The organism is Verrucosispora sp. WMMA2044, assembly GCF_027497155.1.
GTDB lineage: Bacteria > Actinomycetota > Actinomycetes > Mycobacteriales > Micromonosporaceae > Micromonospora > Micromonospora palythoicola.
In genome coordinates, this window is record NZ_CP114913.1 from 5,010,157 (window position 1) to 5,025,568 (window position 15,412).

At 72.2% G+C, this 15,412-nt stretch carries 15 protein-coding genes; 6 read left to right on the forward strand and 9 right to left on the reverse strand.

The features are described from left to right. Positions 1 to 12: 12 nt before the first annotated feature. The 4 genes from O3597_RS22740 to O3597_RS22755 form a co-directional block, all read right to left on the reverse strand. On the reverse strand, positions 13 to 519 hold the full coding sequence (locus O3597_RS22740) for a hypothetical protein (protein WP_281602343.1): 507 nt from the start codon (positions 517 to 519) through the stop codon (positions 13 to 15). A 140-nt stretch (positions 520 to 659) separates the two neighbouring features. Beyond that, complete coding sequence (locus tag O3597_RS22745) at positions 660 to 1,937, reverse strand: MFS transporter (RefSeq protein WP_164446408.1); 1,278 nt, start codon at positions 1,935 to 1,937, stop codon at positions 660 to 662. Between the two features lie 81 nt (positions 1,938 to 2,018). Further along, positions 2,019 to 2,468 carry a MarR family transcriptional regulator gene (locus O3597_RS22750; protein ID WP_216592721.1) on the reverse strand — a complete coding sequence of 150 codons (450 nt, stop codon included), beginning with the start codon at positions 2,466 to 2,468 and terminating at the stop codon, positions 2,019 to 2,021. Positions 2,469 to 2,599: 131 nt separating this feature from the next. Further along, positions 2,600 to 4,078 carry an NCS2 family permease gene (locus tag O3597_RS22755; protein ID WP_281602344.1) on the reverse strand — a complete coding sequence of 493 codons (1,479 nt, stop codon included), beginning with the start codon at positions 4,076 to 4,078 and terminating at the stop codon, positions 2,600 to 2,602. Positions 4,079 to 4,167: 89 nt separating this feature from the next. On the opposite strand from O3597_RS22755, the gene O3597_RS22760 reads away from it, so the two are divergent. Beyond that, positions 4,168 to 4,410 carry a DUF2530 domain-containing protein gene (locus O3597_RS22760; protein ID WP_281602345.1) on the forward strand — a complete coding sequence of 81 codons (243 nt, stop codon included), beginning with the start codon at positions 4,168 to 4,170 and terminating at the stop codon, positions 4,408 to 4,410. 22 nt (positions 4,411 to 4,432) lie between these two features. On the opposite strand, the gene O3597_RS22765 is transcribed toward O3597_RS22760, so the two are convergent. Further along, a complete protein-coding gene (locus O3597_RS22765) occupies positions 4,433 to 5,269 on the reverse strand; it encodes a DUF3027 domain-containing protein (RefSeq protein ID WP_164446411.1) in 837 nt (278 codons plus the stop codon). Between the two features lie 87 nt (positions 5,270 to 5,356). Between O3597_RS22765 and O3597_RS22770 the strand changes: the two genes are divergently transcribed. The 3 genes from O3597_RS22770 (at position 5,357) to O3597_RS22780 (ending at position 8,631) form a co-directional block, all read left to right on the forward strand. Then, positions 5,357 to 6,988 (forward strand): MFS transporter, encoded by a 1,632-nt coding sequence (locus O3597_RS22770; protein WP_281602346.1) that lies wholly within the window; start codon positions 5,357 to 5,359, stop codon positions 6,986 to 6,988. Next, on the forward strand, positions 6,985 to 7,635 hold the full coding sequence (locus tag O3597_RS22775) for a futalosine hydrolase (RefSeq protein ID WP_281602347.1): 651 nt from the start codon (positions 6,985 to 6,987) through the stop codon (positions 7,633 to 7,635). Before O3597_RS22770 ends, O3597_RS22775 begins: the two co-directional genes overlap by 4 nt. A 147-nt stretch (positions 7,636 to 7,782) precedes the next feature. Beyond that, positions 7,783 to 8,631, forward strand: coding sequence for a 1,4-dihydroxy-6-naphthoate synthase (locus O3597_RS22780; protein ID WP_164446414.1), 849 nt, complete (start codon positions 7,783 to 7,785; stop codon positions 8,629 to 8,631). Here the strand turns inward: O3597_RS22780 and O3597_RS22785 are convergent. Further along, entirely contained in the window at positions 8,592 to 8,978 is a 387-nt protein-coding gene (locus O3597_RS22785; protein ID WP_093404122.1) for a cold shock domain-containing protein, read from the reverse strand. The two genes, O3597_RS22780 and O3597_RS22785, sit on opposite strands and share 40 nt — an antisense overlap. Before the next feature lie 28 nt (positions 8,979 to 9,006). Beyond that, the gene (locus O3597_RS22790) at positions 9,007 to 9,630 is read right to left on the reverse strand and encodes an HAD family hydrolase (protein WP_164446415.1); all 624 of its coding nucleotides are present in this window, start codon (positions 9,628 to 9,630) and stop codon (positions 9,007 to 9,009) included. An 83-nt stretch (positions 9,631 to 9,713) separates the two neighbouring features. Between O3597_RS22790 and O3597_RS22795 the strand changes: the two genes are divergently transcribed. Further along, entirely contained in the window at positions 9,714 to 12,182 is a 2,469-nt protein-coding gene (locus O3597_RS22795; RefSeq protein ID WP_281602348.1) for a helicase-associated domain-containing protein, read from the forward strand. 3 nt (positions 12,183 to 12,185) lie between these two features. On the opposite strand, the gene O3597_RS22800 is transcribed toward O3597_RS22795, so the two are convergent. Beyond that, positions 12,186 to 12,425 (reverse strand): hypothetical protein, encoded by a 240-nt coding sequence (locus O3597_RS22800; RefSeq protein WP_164446417.1) that lies wholly within the window; start codon positions 12,423 to 12,425, stop codon positions 12,186 to 12,188. 479 nt (positions 12,426 to 12,904) lie between these two features. Between O3597_RS22800 and O3597_RS22805 the strand changes: the two genes are divergently transcribed. Further along, positions 12,905 to 14,584 carry a DNA repair helicase XPB gene (locus O3597_RS22805; RefSeq protein ID WP_281602349.1) on the forward strand — a complete coding sequence of 560 codons (1,680 nt, stop codon included), beginning with the start codon at positions 12,905 to 12,907 and terminating at the stop codon, positions 14,582 to 14,584. Between the two features lie 38 nt (positions 14,585 to 14,622). Here O3597_RS22805 and O3597_RS22810 read toward each other — a convergent pair whose 3' ends face one another. Further along, positions 14,623 to 15,375: a TIGR03089 family protein gene (locus tag O3597_RS22810; protein ID WP_281602350.1), complete on the reverse strand. Its 753-nt coding sequence runs from the start codon at positions 15,373 to 15,375 to the stop codon at positions 14,623 to 14,625. Positions 15,376 to 15,412 lie beyond the last annotated feature (37 nt).

Below are 15,412 nucleotides of genomic sequence, written 5' to 3' on the forward strand. Positions count from 1 at the left end.
ACAGGATGGCAGTCAGTGGTTCCGCTCGGGTTGCTCGGGGCGGGTGGCCGGCAGCAGTAGGCCGGCGGCGTCCAACTCGGCCTCGACCCGTACCCGCTCGATCTGGCGGTCCAGGCCGGTCAACTCGGCGAGATGCTCGGTGATGCCCAACGCCCGGCAGGCCAGCCGGAGCCGATCGTCGTACGCGTCGAGCACCTCACTGTGCCACACGGCCGGTCTGCTGCCGCCGGCCCGGTCCCGGCGCAGGCACCGCAGGTCGGCGGCGATCTGTTCCAGCGGCCGCCGGTCCAGCCGGTCGAGCGCGCCGAGGTCGATCCGGTCGGCGACCGCGACGGCGTCGGCGGCCTCGTTCAGCCGGGCGATCAGACGTCGTTCGCGGCGCCGCTGCCGCCACTCGCCGTACCGGCAGGTCAACCGGTCGACGACCTCGTCGGCGCAGATGACGAGCGCGATCAGCACCGGCACGAAGACCACGGCGGCCAGCGCCACGGCCAGCAACATTAGGCGTAGGATCTCCACCCATCGAAGCTATGCCGTGGCACAGCGTCAGGTAACCGATTTTCCGCATTCCACGCGTGCGGCGATGCGCTGTCCAACCGCCGGTGACATCCCAGTGTTGGACCGACCGGGCAGCGGGCGCGGCCGGCCATAGGAACTCGTCACATCTCGGTGACGTAGAAGCGCGGCAGCGGCAGGACGCGGAACCGCAGTCGGGCACCGGCCCGGCGTAGCTGCCAGGCCAGCGCCAGCAGCGCGGTGGTCAGCGAGAGCAGGCCACCGGCCCAGATGCTGGCACCGGCGCCGAAGGTCTCCGCGACCCAGCCGATGATCGGGGCGCCGACCGGGTTGGTGCCGAGGAACACCAGCACCCACAGCGCCATCACCCGTCCGCGGAAGGCGGCGTCGGTGCCGAGTTGCACCCGCTGATTCGCCGCCTGGGCGAAATAGACCATGAAGAAGCCGGTCGGCGGCAACAGGGCGACCACCATCCAGTACGCCGGGGCCAGCCCGACGAGCGTGCCGAAGGTGGCGCAGCCGATCGCGGCGCCCAGCACCAGCCACACCGAGGGGCGGCTGCGCCGCCCGGTTCCGGCCAGCGCACCGACCAGCGCGCCGGCCGCGAGCGTGGTGCTGAACAGGCCGAACGAGGCCGCCCCGGTGTTGAAGACCGTCTTGGCCAGAGCCGCCAGTGTCAGCTGGAAGTTGAACAGCGACATCCCGATCACCGACATCACCACCATCGGGAGCAGCAGGTCGGGACGGCGGGCGACGTAGCGCAGCCCGTCGAGCACGGTCGCCGCGGCCCGCTCGCCACGCGCCGGCAGCGGCTCCCGGTGCAGTTCGGTCGACCGCATCCGGATCACCGTGACCAGCGGCGCGATCGAGCTGAGCGCGGTGACGAGGAAGACCGGACCGACGTCGAAGGCGGCGATGGCCAGGCCGGCCACGGCCGGACCGACGATCCGGGCCGAGTTGAACACGGCCGCGTTGAGGGAGAGCGCGTTGGGCAGCAGCGCCGTGCCGACCAGCTCGGAGACGAACGCCTGGCGTACCGGGGTCTCCATCGCGTTGGCGACGCCGAGCAGGGCGGCGAAGACGAAGACGTGCCAGAGCTGGACCAGGTCGGTCAGCACCAGCACGCTCATGGCCAGCGACAGCACGGTCCAGAACGCGTTGGCGACGAAGAGGAGCATCCGCTTGTCGTACCGGTCGGCGAGCCGCCCGGAGAGCAGGGTGAGCAGCAGCACGGGCGTGAACTGGAGGGCGACGACCACGCCGAGGGCGGTGGCCGAGTCGCCGGAAAGCTCGAGGACCAGCCAGTCCTGGGCGATGAACATCATCCAGACACCGATCAGCTTGACCAGTTGCCCGAATGCGAAGAGCCGGTAGTTGCGGACCTGTAGGGACTGGAACATCGTGCTCAGTCTTGCCTGCACTCTTGGTGCGCCTCCTCGCGGTCGTACGCGTCGTCAACGACGGACGGCACGGCGCGGGGCGCACACCCGGTGTGCGCGGCGTCAGGCGCGGGAGATTCGTTGCAGGATCTCCGCGGCCCGGTGCAGGGTCTCCCGATCGGTGTCACTCAGCTCGGCCAGCCGGCGGGCCAGCCACTCGTCCCGGACCCGCTCGAACTGGTCGAGCACGGCCCGGCCCCCCTCGGTCGTCGCGAGGATGACCTGCCGGCCGTCGGTCGGATGCGGGGTGCGCTGCACCAGGCCGCGCTCCTCCAGCTTCGCGACGATCTTCGTCATCGTCGGTGGCTGCACCCGTTCGACGTCGGCGAGTTCCCGCGGCGTGAGCGCGCCCGCCAGCCGAAGGCTGGTGAGCGCGGACAGTTGGGTGACCGTGAGGTCACCAACCGGCCGGGCCTGGCGGACCCGCCGGTTCAACCGGGTGATCGCATCACGCAACTGGAGGGCCAGTTGCGCCGGTGGCATGCTCTGAGCCGTCACCGTCCGCTCCGTCACGATAGTTAGCCTAACTAATTAGCTGACCGAGCCGCAGCGGATATGACCATGCTCACCCCGACGTTTCTCCTGCTCCAGGCCGGGCGCGGCGATCACGTCACGCGGATCACACGCGCCCGGCCCGGCGCCTGTCAGAAGAGCAGCGTCTCGATCGGACCGCGCAGGAAGTACACCACGAACAGCGCCGCCACCGCGTACAGCAGCGGATGGATCTCCCGGGACTTGCCGTTGGCCAGTTTGATCACCACGTACACGATCAGGCCCGCACCGATCCCGTTCGAGATCGAGTAGGTGAACGGCATCAGCACGATGGTGAGGAAGGCCGGGATGGCGATCTCGTAGTCGGACCAGTCGATCGTCCGGACCGCCGTCATCATCAGGAAGCCGACCACCACCAGCGCGACGGACGCCGCCTCGAACGGGACGACCACCACCAGCGGCGCCAGGAACATGGCCAGCAGGAAGAGCACGCCGGTGACCAGGTTCGCCACCCCGGTCCGGGCGCCCTCCGCGACACCTGCGGCACTCTCGATGTACGACGTGTTGCTGGAGACGCTTGCCGCACCACCGCTGGCCGCCGCGATCGAGTCGACGAGCAGGATCTCCCGGGTACGCGGCGGAGTGCCCTGCTCGTCGAGCATGCCGCCTTCCTGACCGACGGCCACCATCGTGCCCATCGTGTCGAAGAAGTCGGTGATGAGCAGCGTGAAGATGAACATCAGCACGACCAACCAACCGGCCCGCCCCCACGAGTCCAGCACGTTGAACTGCCCGAGCAGCGACAGGTCCGGCACGTCGAACGGGTTACTCGGCAGCGTCGGAACGTTCAGCGACCAGCCCTTCGGGTTCGGCGCCCCGTCGACGAAGGACGGACCGATGTCACCCACCGCCTCCACCAGCATGGCCAGCGCCGTGGAGGCGAGGATGCCGACCAGGATGGCCCCCTTGACCCGGCGTACCACGAGCACCAGGGTCACCAGCAGGCCCACCACGAAGACCAGCATCGGCCAGCTGACGAGTTTGCCGCCGATGCCGAGACCGACCGGCACGGTGGTGTTCGCCTCGTCCGGGATTCGCCGGACGAAGCCGGCGTCCACCAGGCCGATGATGGTGAGGAACAGGCCGATGCCGACGCCGATCGCGGTCTTCATCTGGGTCGGCACCGAACGGAACACGGCGGTACGCAGCCCGGTCAGCACCAGCACCGCGATGATCACACCTTCGATCACCACCAGGCCCATCGCGTCCGCCCAGGTCATCTCGGGCGCGATCTCGTACGCCACCAGGGCGTTGACGCCGAGGCCGGCGGCGACCGCCAGCGGGAAGCGGCCGACCACGCCCATCAGGATGGTCATCAGACCCGCGATCAGGGCGGTGGCCGCCGCGATCGCGGGGATCGGCAGGGTGTTGCCGTCACCGTCGACGGCACTGCCCAGGATGAGCGGGTTGAGCACCACGATGTACGCCATCGTGAAGAAGGTGGCCAGGCCGCCGCGTACCTCCCGGCTCAGGGTGGAGCCACGGGCCGAGATCTCGAAGTACCGGTCGAAGCCGTTGCGCGGCTGGCGGGAATCGGGTGGGGTGCCGTTGTCGGGCGGCGCTACTGCCATCAGGAACCTCACAGCGGATCATCGGGTTGTCGCGCGCATCGTCGCAGATGGCCGGCCTGACGCAAAGCAGGGTCACGTACGCTGACCGGGTGCCCACCCCGCCGCCCCGCCCCGAGCCGCTCGACCCGCCGATGGTGCCGTTCGCCCTCGCCGGGATGGCGGCCTGGGCCGTCGCCGGACTGGTGCTGCTGCTCTTGCGCGACCGGCTGATCGCCGCTGGCCACGAGAACTGGCTCTGGATCTGCCTGGCCGGGTTCCTGTGGGGCTTTCCCGGTCTCGCGGTGATGATGCGGCACGACGCCAACCGCCGCCGCCGTCGCGCCGCCGGTTGAGCCGTCGGCGACCGGCCACGGGTCAGGAGTGCCCGTACGGCTCCGCCGGCTCGCCACTCTCGACGGACCCGGCGGCCCGGCTGACCGCCATCGGCTCCACGGCACTGTCGTCGTAGACGGTGGGCATCTCGTCGACCGCCGTCTCCGCCTCGACAAGCGTCTCCGAGTGGGCACCACAGCCGTGGTCGGCGCTGACCACCCGGCCGTCGTCCGGCGCGTAGAAGTTGCCGCAGACGCCGAAGCACTGCCGCAGCTTGCCCGCGAGTGGCAGGTAGAAGCCGCAGGTGCCGCAACGGGCGGCGGGCGGCGCGGAGGCGGAGATCGGCGCCGAGGGACCGTGATCACCGTCGTACCAGCGCTGGGCCGTCTCGATCCGCCCCTCCCGCGACATCACCCGGGGACGGCCGAGCCCCAGCTCCCAGGCGGTCTCCTCGACCGCCGGGTCGTCGGAGAGGAGGTAGCCGGGTTGAAGTCGCTCGTCGTCGGACGGGGTCGGCAGCAGGTCGCCGGGGCCCAGGTCACCGGGCTTGAGTCGCTCCTGCCAGGGCAGCCAGCCGGGGGCGAGCAGCGCATCCGACCCGGGCAGCAGCACCGTCTCACAGAGCGTCACCGTACGACTGCGCGGAGCCCGCGTCACGGTGACCGCCCACCGCCAGCCGCGGTAACCGGCCAGCCGGCACTCGAAATAGTGCGTGACGAGTCGATCGCCTTCGGCGACGACCTGGAGGTGATCGCCGACGTCGTCGGGGCCCACCTCGGTGATGCCGGCGCGCGCCACCTCGACGGCGGCGGCGCAGACCTGGTCAAGACGAGCGGCGCGGGCGGAGGCGGGCCTGGTCACCCGACCATTGTTCCCCATCGGGTGGGTCGACTGTGAGGCACTCCCCAGAGGTGTTCTGCGCCGGTGGCGCAGCATCGCCCGCGCCGATGGGTCAGGATGGGTGCCATGCCGCTGTTCTCCCGCTCTGAGCGGTCCCTCCTCGGGCGGACCGTCGGCACCGGCATCCGCGCCACCCGGCTGATGCTGCGCGGTTCACTGACCAGCGGTCGCTGGATGACCCGCAGTGCCGCCCGGGCCCGGGCCCGGGGTGCCGGTGGGGAGACCGGCATGGTCCGCCTGTTCGACCTGCACGCGATCTCCTGCGCCGGTGACACGCTGATCGCCATCGGGCTGGCCGGGACGATCTTCTTCAACGTGCCGCTCGGCGAGGCGCGGAGCAAGGTGGCGCTCTACCTGCTGGTGACCATGGTGCCCTTCGCGATGCTCGCTCCCGTGGTCGGCCCGCTGCTCGACCACTTCCGGCACGGCCGGCGATACGCCCTGGCCACCACCATGCTGGGTCGGGCGTTCCTGGCCTGGCTGATCTCCGACTACATCCACGGTTTCGGGCTCTATCCGGCGGCCTTCGGCGTGCTGGCGCTCTCCCGGGCGTACGGAGTGGCCCGTTCCGCGGCCGTACCCCGCTTGCTGCCGGAAGGGCTCGGCCTGTCTCAGGTGGGTGCCCGGGCCAGCGTCTACGGCACGGTCGCGGGAGCGCTGGTCGCCCCGATCGGCCTCGCCGCCTTCTGGTTCGGACCGCAGTGGCCGTTACGGGTCGCCTCGGTGATCTTCCTGGTCGGCATGGTGATCTCCCTCCGGCTGCCACCGAAGGCCGACTCCGAACCACCGGAACGGGTACCGCGGCCGCTGCGGGCGCTGCGGCGGGGCACGGACGAGCGACCACTGGGCCGGGGCAGACCCGCCGGACGATTGGTCATCTCGACCCTGGTCGGTGCGGCCACGCTGCGCGCGGTCTACGGTTTCCTGCTGCTCTTCCTGGCCTTCACCATCAAGGCGGGCGACCTGACCACCGTGGTGTTCGGGCGTGACCTGGGGGACGAGGGATCACTCGGCCTGGTCGGCGGCGCGCTGGCCGTCGGCACCTTCCTGGCCACCGCGATCGGTACCCGGCTGCGCATCCACCGTCCGGCCGCCCTCCAGTCCAGCGGCATGGTGATCGTCGCCGGGGTGGCCGTGCTCACCGTGCTGAGCTTCTCGCTGCCGATGGTCGCCCTGCTCTGCGTGGTCACCGCCATGATGAGCGGCATCGCCAAGCTGGCCGTGGACGCCTCGATCCAGGAACGCATCCCGGAGCGGCTGCGGGCCAGTTCCTTCGCCCATTCCGAGACGGTGCTGATGCTCGCCTTCGTCGCCGGTGGCGGTCTCGGACTCGTACCCTTCGACGGCCGGATCGGCATCGCCGTCGCCGCCGGTGTCGGAGCCCTCGCCGCCGCCCGGGGCCTGGTGATGGCCCGGCGGTTGCGGGCCGAGAAGCTGCACGGACGGCCACTCACCGACGACGAGCTGGCCGCCGAGAAGCCAGCCGCAACGGACACCGCTGAGGCGGACGGCGCCGAGACGGAACGCGGCTCTGAGTCCACCCCCACGTCCCCGGCCCCCTTCCAGGGCGGGCGTGGTCCGGAGGAGCCGGGACTGGCACCCCCCGGCTTCCACATCTACCGGCCCTCCTCGACCGTCACCGGTTCCGGTGGTGGCGACGACGAGACGCGGCGTAGCTCACCGGGTTCGCTCGCGTGAGCGGTCTGCTCGTGGTGACCGCCGTGCCCGCCGAGGCGGAGGCCATCCAGGCCGGTCTCGCCGACCCGACCGTGGCGGTGCTGCCGGTCGGGGTGGGTCCGGCGGTCGCCGGTGCGGCGACCGCCCGGTTGCTGGCGCTCGCCGAGATGGCCGGCCGCCCGTACCGGGCAGTGGTCAGCGCGGGGGTGGCCGGCGGCTTCGCCGGCCGGGTCGCGGTCGGTGGCACCGTGCTCGGCAGCCGGGCCGTCGCCGCCGACCTGGGCGCGGAGTCACCCGACGGCTTCGTGCCGATCGACGAACTCGGCATGCCGGCCGAACTGCTCGGCGGCGGTCCGGCCCTCGACGCAGATCCGGAGCTGTTGACCGCCCTGCGCAAGGCGCTGTCGGCCGCGACCGTCGGACCGGTGCTGACCGTCAGCACCGTGACCGGCACCGCGGCCAGCACCGACGAGCTGGTCCGCCGCCACCCGGAGGCGGTGGCCGAGGCCATGGAGGGGTACGGCGTGGCGGTCGCCGCCAGCCAGGCCGGCGTGCCCTTCGCCGAGCTACGTACCATCTCGAACCCGATCGGCCCCCGCGACCGCGACGCGTGGCGGATGCGCGATGCCCTCACCGCCCTCACCGCCGCCGCCCCCGCCCTACGCTGACCCGCCAACCCCATCCCAAGATCCGCGCAACTTCAGCGATATTGCTGATTCTGGCCGAGTTCAGGCAGCAGCATCCGGGAAGTTGCCCGGATCTTGGGTGGGGGCGCTACAGCGCTTGCAGCGGGTCGGCGGGGCTACGGTGGGGGTGTGGCGCTCTCGCTGGCGATCTCGCCTTGCCCCAACGACACGTTCGTCTTCCATGCCCTGGTGCACGGGCAGGTGCCCGGCGCGCCGCCGGTGGAGGTGACGTACGCCGACGTCGACGTCACCAACACGGCCGCCGAGCGCGGCGCCTTCGACCTGGTGAAGGTGAGTTACGCGGCGCTGCCGTGGCTGCGGGAGGACTACCACCTGCTGCCCTGTGGGGGTGCGTTGGGCCGGGGCTGTGGCCCGCTGGTGCTCACCCGCGCCGACCGTGACGGCGGCCCGGACCGCGACGATCTCACCGGCGCCACGGTGGCGGTGCCGGGTGACCGGACCACGGCGTACCTGCTGTTCAGGCTGTGGTCGGCCGGGCGGACGCCGCAGCGCATCGAGGTGGTGCCGTTCCACGAGATCATGCCGGGCGTGGCCGCCGGCCGCTACGACGCCGGACTGGTGATCCACGAGGCCCGGTTCACCTATCCGCGCCACGGCCTCACCGCCCTGGTCGACCTGGGCGAGTGGTGGGAGTCCGACACCGGGCTGCCGATTCCGCTCGGCGCCATCCTGGCCCGCCGGGGCGTGGTCGATCCGCAGCAGGCCGCGGGCTGGATCCGGGACTCCGTTCGACGGGCCTGGGCCGATCCGGCGGCCAGCCGGGCGTACGTGCTGGCGCACGCCCAGGAGATGGAGCCCGACGTGGTGGACCGGCACATCGGCCTCTACGTCAACGAGTTCACCGCGGACCTGGGTGAGGCGGGTTTCGCTGCCGTCGAGGCGCTGCTCGGCCGGGCCGCCGACGCCGGGCTCGTGCCTCAGACCTCCAGCTCGCGGGCGACCGCGTGGACGAGCTGAGCGATCTTCTGCGCGGTCCGACGGTCCGGGAAGCGGCCCCGGCGCAGATCCGGCTGGACCTTCGCCTCCAGTACCTTGATCATGTCCTCGACCAGGCCGTGCAGCTCCTCGGCGGGACGTCGGCGCAGCTCCGCCACGGACGGCGGCGCGTCCAGGAGCTTCACCCCCATCGCCTGCGCACCCCGCCGGCTGTCCACCACGCTGAAGTCGACCCGCTGGCCGCCCTTGAGATCGGTGACACCCGCCGGTAGCGCGCCCTTCGGCAGGAACACGTCGCCACCCTCGTCACTGGTGACGAACCCGTATCCCTTGGCCGCGTCATACCACTTCACTCGACCCGTAGGCACCTGAGAACCTCTGCTTCGCTTGAACCGTCTACTGCCTCAAGGCTAGCCGGATCATCCCGTCGAGCGCCGCCGGGAATCCGGTGAGATCCGCCAGCACCACCGCCGCCCCGGCGGCGCGTAGTTCGTCCGCCGTACACGGGCCGGTGGCCACCGCGATGCCGGGCACCCCGGCCGCACTGGCGGCCACCATGTCCGCCACGTGGTCACCGACGTAGTGGGTCGCCCCGTGCGCCCGCAACGCGGTCGCCTTCTCCTCGGCGAACAGGTCACCGGCCAGCTCGTCCACGGCCAGCCCCAGGTGGTCCAGGTGCAGCCGGGCCAGCCGACCGATCTTGGACGTGACCACCAACACCCGGCCGCCCCGGTCACGAACCGCGGCGAGCGCCGCCACGGCGCCGGGCAGCGGCACGGTCGGCGTGATCGCGTACGCCGGATACAGCTCGCGGTAGACGTCCACCGCCGCCTCGACCTGGTCCGGCGGGAACCAGCGGGCGATCTCGGTACGCAGCGGCGGGCCGAGCCGGGACACGGCGGCGTCGGCGTCGACGGGGACGCCTGTCCGCTCGGTCAGCGCGCGGTAGGTCGCGGCGATGCCGGGACGCGAGTCGACGAGCGTCATGTCGAGATCGAATCCGACGGTCAACGAAGGCATCCTGGAAAGCTACCCGGCCAGTCAGACCGGCCGGGACGTCCGATGGGCGAGACCGCCCCTCACCGGGCTAGCGTGGAACGACGATGAGCACCTCACTCGCCGACCACCTGCGGTCGCTGCCCGACGAGTCCCTCGCCGCGCTCCTTCAGCTCCGGCCTGACCTCGTCGTACCGGTCCCCGCCGACGTGGCCGCCCTCGCCCTGCGGGCACAGTCCCGCGTCTCGGTGTCGCGGGCACTCGACGGGCTGGACCAGTTCACGCTCCAGATCATGGACGCCGCCAGGTTGACCCGTGACCCGGCCGACGGCACCACCTCGGTCGACGGGGTTCTCGCCCTGGCCACCACCGGCCCCAACCCACCCGCACCCACCGCGGTCCGCGCCGCCGTCGACCGGCTGCGGGCCAGGTTCCTGCTGTACGGCCCCGACAGCGCCCTGCATCTCGTCGGTGGCATCGACGAGATCTCCCCGTATCCCGCCGGGCTCGGTCGGCCGGCGGCGGAGCTGGACCCGCGCACGGCCGCGCTCTGCGCGGACCCGGCGAAGCTGCGGCGGACGCTGCTGTCCGCGCCGCCGTCGGCCCGGGCGATCCTGGACCGGCTGGCCGCCGGCCCACCGGTCGGCAGCGTGCCGCCCGGCGCGTTGCAGGCACCGGCGGTCGGCGCGGACGACGACCTGCCGCCGGACGACACCAACGGCGGGGCACCGACCGGGTCCCCGGTGCGCTGGCTGGTCGACCACCGGCTGCTGGTGCGGGTCTCCGGCGGCAAGGGTGGCACCACCGGCATGGTCGAGCTGCCCCGGGAGATCGGGCTGCTGCTGCGCCGCGAGACCGGTCCGCTGGGTCCGCTGTCCAGCAGCCCACCCCAGGTGGCTGCCACGCCCCGCGAGCCGAAGGCCGCCGACTCCGCCGGGGCGGGGCAGACCATGGAGGTGGTACGCCACACCGAGGCGCTGCTGGAGCAGCTGGCCGCCGAGCCGGCGCCGGTGCTGCGCTCCGGCGGCATCGGCGTGCGTGACCTGCGCCGGCTGGCGCGGGCCACCGGGTCGGACGAGTCCACCGCCGCGCTGCTGCTGGAGGTGGCGTACGCGGCCGGGCTCACCGGTGAGATGGAGTTGCCCGGCGTCGCCGGCCGGTACGGCGCCGACCAGCAGGTGCTGCCGACCGCCGGCTACGAGATGTGGCGGGCCGCTTCGTTGGCCCAACGCTGGGAGCAGCTGGCCCGGGCCTGGCTGACCATGACCCGGCAGGTCGGGCTGGTCGGGCAGCGGGACGACCGGGACCGGCCGATCACGGTGCTGTCGGCGGAGGCGGAACGGGCCGGAGCGCCGGCCGCCCGGCGGGCGGTGCTCGGCATCCTCGCGGATCTGGAACCGGCCAGCGCGCCCAGCGTCGAGGAGGTGCTGGCGCTGCTGGACTGGCAGGCGCCGCGACGCAGCCGGGGCCGGGAGAACACGCATCGGGAGGTGCTTGCCGAGGCGGCCACGCTGGGCGTGACCGGGTTGGGGGCGCTCACCTCGTACGGACGACTGTTGCTGGCCGAGGCGACGGCGAACGAGCACGGCGCCACGGACGACCCGCTGGGGTTGCTTGCTGACGCCGAGGACGGCGGCGGCGCGATCCGGGCCCTGGACACGCTGCTACCCGCCCCGGTGGACCACTTCCTGGTCCAGGCCGACCTGACCGTGGTGGTGCCCGGGCCGCCCGAGCCGGCGCTCGCCGCCGAACTGGAGGTGGTCGCCGAGCCGGAGTCGGCCGGTGGAGCGAGCGTGCACCGGATCACCACGAGCAGTGTGCGACGTGCCCTGGACGCCGGCTACTCCGCTGACGACCTGCACGACCTGTTCCGCCGCCGGTCCCGAACTCCGGTACCGCAGGGGTTGACCTACCTGGTCGACGACGCGGCCCGCAAGCACGGTGGGCTGCGCATCGGCTCCGCCGGGGCGTACCTGCGCAGCGACGACGAGGCGTTGCTGGCCGAGGTGCTCGCCGACCGGCGGGTGGAGGCTCTGGCCCTGCGCCGGCTCGCGCCTACCGTGCTGGTGACCCCGTACCAGGGCGGCCGTCTGCTCAGTGTGCTGCGGGAGGCCGGCTACGCCCCGGTGGCCGAGGACGCCACCGGGTCGACGGTGCTCACCCGACCGAGGGCCCGCCGGGCACCCGCCCGGGTGTCGGTGGCGAACCGGACGCTCGACCCACTCGCCACCCCGCACCTGCCGCTGCCCCGTCTGCTCGGCGTGGTGGAGCAGATCCGGCGGGGTGACGCGGTGGCTCGGGCGGCCCGAAGGGCCCCGGCGGTGGTGCGGGGCGCGGCGTCCGACGGGCCGGTTCCCGCGCACAGTCACCACGACGCCCTGGCCGTGCTTCAGCAGGCGGTACGCGACAAGGCGCTGGTCTGGGTCGGCTACGTCGACGCGCACGGGGCAACCGCCTCGCGGCTGGTGCGCCCCGTCTCGCTGGGCGCGGGCTACCTGCGTGCCGAGGACGAACGCACCGAGATGTTGCACACCTTCGCGCTGCACCGGATCACTGCGGCGGTGCTGGAGAAGTGAGGTTCAGCGGCGGCTGCGCCGCACCGACCCGACGATCGCCACGATCAGCAGCAGGGCGAAGCCTGTCCCGGCAGCCTCACCGACCGAGTCGATGAAGCCCTGCTGGAGCACCAGCCAGCCGAAGAGGAACCAGCCGAACAGGACGACGCCGACGATCGCGTACGCGACCACCGTGGCGGTGGAGACGGGTTCGGACGACTCTGCCTGCTCGCGTTTGGGGACAACTTCCTGGTCAACGGTCATCTGCCCTCCCCCGTACGGTCCGGCCCTCGCAGTCAAGGGTGTCACCCTTGGCGGCTGTCGGCCAGCACCATCGGGTGACGATCCGACTCGGCTCGTACCCTGCGGTGCCCGGTGGGCAAACGGTGCGGACGGGGCGCCGGTGCGGCCCGGGCGCGCCGCTCGCCCCCGTTGGCTTCCACTGCGACGGGAACGGCCCCCGCTTTCCTGGCCCGTCCGGCCGTGGATCGAACGCGCTGCGCACCGGCACCGACCGGCTTGACGACCGCGAGGGCGTACGGTGGCCCGTCACGCGACCCGGTGGGCCGCCGACCTCGACGACTCGTCCCCTACTGCTAGACGCGCCGGGGCACCCGCAGGGTTGCGCCAGCTGAGCACTTTCTCGCCACCCGCCCGCGCGTGCAACACTGGATGGTCGCCCAGTGGCAGGTCAGCCGCCTGCCCCGGCGGCCGGATCAGCCGTACGGACGAGAGGATTCGGCGTGAGTGGTGGACCGCTTATCGTGCAGTCGGACAAGACCCTCCTGTTGGAGATCGACCATCCCGACGCACAGGCCTGCCGGATGGCCATCGCTCCCTTCGCCGAGTTGGAACGCTCGCCCGAGCACGTGCACACGTACCGGCTGACGCCGCTCGGGTTGTGGAACGCCCGCGCCGCCGGCCACGACGCCGAGGGCGTGGTGGACGCCCTGATCAAATATTCGCGGTACCCGGTGCCGCACGCGCTGCTGGTGGACGTGGCCGAGACGATGGACCGGTACGGGCGGCTCCAGCTCGCCAACGACCCGGCGCACGGCCTCGTCCTGCGCGCCCTGGACCGGGTGGTGCTGGTCGAGGTGGCCAAGAGCAAGAAGCTGGCCGGGATGCTCGGCAACCGCATCGACGACGACACCATCGCGGTGCACCCGTCCGAGCGGGGGCGGCTGAAGCAGGCCCTGCTCAAGCTCGGCTGGCCGGCGGAGGACCTCGCCGGGTACGTCGACGGCGAGGCGCACCCGATCGAGCTGGCCGAGGCCGGCAAGGACGGTGGCCGGCCGTGGACGCTGCGGTCGTACCAGCGGGAGGCGGTCGAGGCGTTCTGGGCCGGCGGGTCGGGTGTGGTGGTGCTGCCCTGCGGGGCCGGCAAGACGCTTGTGGGTGCGGCGGCGATGGCCGAGGCGAAGGCCACCACGCTGATCCTGGTCACCAACACGGTGGCCGGGCGGCAGTGGAAGCGGGAGCTGATCGCCTGCACCTCGCTGACCGAGGAGGAGATCGGCGAGTACTCGGGCGAGCGCAAGGAGATCCGCCCGGTCACCATCGCCACGTACCAGGTGCTCACCTCGCGGCGCGGCGGCGCCTTCACCCACCTGGACCTGTTCGGTGCCCGCGACTGGGGCCTGGTCGTCTACGACGAGGTGCACCTGCTGCCCGCGCCGATCTTCCGCTTCACCGCGGACCTCCAGGCCCGCCGCCGGCTGGGCCTGACCGCCACCCTGGTACGCGAGGACGGCCGGGAGGGCGACGTGTTCAGCCTGATCGGCCCGAAGCGGTACGACGCGCCCTGGAAGGACATCGAGTCGCAGGGCTGGATCGCCCCCGCCGAGTGTGTCGAGGTCCGGGTCACCCTGACCGACGCCGAGCGGATGGCGTACGCGACGGCGGAGGCGGAGGAGCGCTACCGGATGGCCGCCACCGCCCGCACCAAGCTGCCGGTGGTACGCGCCCTGCTCGACCGGCATCCGGACGAGCAGACGCTTGTCATCGGCGCGTACATCGACCAGTTGCACCAGTTGGGCGAGTATCTCGACGCCCCGATCGTGCAGGGCTCGACCACGAACAGGGAGCGCGAGCGCCTCTTCGACGCGTTCCGCACCGGGGAGATCCGCACGTTGGTGATTTCCAAGGTCGGTAACTTCTCCATCGACCTGCCCGAGGCGGCGGTGGCGATCCAGGTGTCCGGCACTTTCGGCTCCCGCCAGGAGGAGGCGCAACGGTTGGGCCGGGTGCTGCGCCCGAAGGCCGACGGCCGGCAGGCGCACTTCTACACCGTGGTCTCCCGGGACACCATCGACACCGAGTACGCCGCCCACCGGCAGCGCTTCCTCGCCGAGCAGGGGTACGCGTACACCATCGTCGACGCCGACGACGTCCTCGGCCCACCCCTACCCACCGTCGACTGACCGGTCGCCGGCAAGATCCGCGGCATCGGGGCTGTCCCTCAGAGGATCCGGGTGACCTGTTCGGCGGCGATGAGCGTGTCCCGACGGGACGGGTCGAGGTTGGCGCAGAGCAGCACGGACGCTCCGGCTGCCAGCGGGGCGAGCAGCCACTTGAGCGGCTGGTCGTGCTCGGCGACGTCGACCAGCAGCCGGTCACCGGCCCGCAGGTCGAGCTGCTCGGCCACCGCCATGGCGATCGAACCCCACTCGGCGTAGCTGGTGCCGTCCGGACTGGCCGCGTCGTGCGCGTGCAGCACGGGCCGGTCGGTCGGGGCGACGCCGTGCCGCAGCACCTCCACGGACCAGTCGAGCCAACCGACCGGCACGTCGACGAGCGGCTGCGGCCCGGTGCCGACGAGATACCGGTGCAGCCCGTCCGGCACGTCCTCCAGCCAGTCGTCCAGGCGTTCCGGGGTGACCAGGACCGCGTCGTACGGCCGGTCGCCGCCGGGCTCCAGCACCGGCAGCCCGGCGGTGGCGCGCGGCCGGAACGACACCTCCATCCCGACCGACCAGGCACCCAGCAACACGGCTGCGGTACGCCAGTGCGGCGGCAGCAGCACCGCCACCCGGCTGCCCGGGGTCAGCCCGCAGCCGTCGCGCAGCAGCCCGGCGGCCCGCGCCGCCAGGTCACCGAGCGCGGCGGCGGACAGGTCGTGCCGCGCGCCGCTGCGGTGGTCGAGGTAGCTGAGCAGTGGCCGGTCCGGATCGGCGAGACCGGCGGCGGACGGTACGGGTAGGGCAGCGCGCATAGGTACGTCCTACTCCTGCCGCCCGGCCCTGTCGAGG

What these genes read in the sequence shown, in the direction of transcription:
- O3597_RS22755 (WP_281602344.1), bottom strand. Translation starts at nt 4,078, where the DNA reads ATGGCAGTAGCGCCGCCCGACAACGGCACCCCACCCGATTCCCGCCAG.
- O3597_RS22765 (WP_164446411.1), bottom strand. Translation starts at nt 5,269, where the DNA reads ATGGGGAACAATGGTCGGGTGACCAGGCCCGCCTCCGCCCGCGCCGCT.
- O3597_RS22770 (WP_281602346.1), top strand. Translation starts at nt 5,357, where the DNA reads ATGCCGCTGTTCTCCCGCTCTGAGCGGTCCCTCCTCGGGCGGACCGTC.
- O3597_RS22790 (WP_164446415.1), bottom strand. Translation starts at nt 9,630, where the DNA reads ATGCCTTCGTTGACCGTCGGATTCGATCTCGACATGACGCTCGTCGAC.
- O3597_RS22795 (WP_281602348.1), top strand. Translation starts at nt 9,714, where the DNA reads ATGAGCACCTCACTCGCCGACCACCTGCGGTCGCTGCCCGACGAGTCC.
- O3597_RS22800 (WP_164446417.1), bottom strand. Translation starts at nt 12,425, where the DNA reads ATGACCGTTGACCAGGAAGTTGTCCCCAAACGCGAGCAGGCAGAGTCG.
- O3597_RS22810 (WP_281602350.1), bottom strand. Translation starts at nt 15,375, where the DNA reads ATGCGCGCTGCCCTACCCGTACCGTCCGCCGCCGGTCTCGCCGATCCG.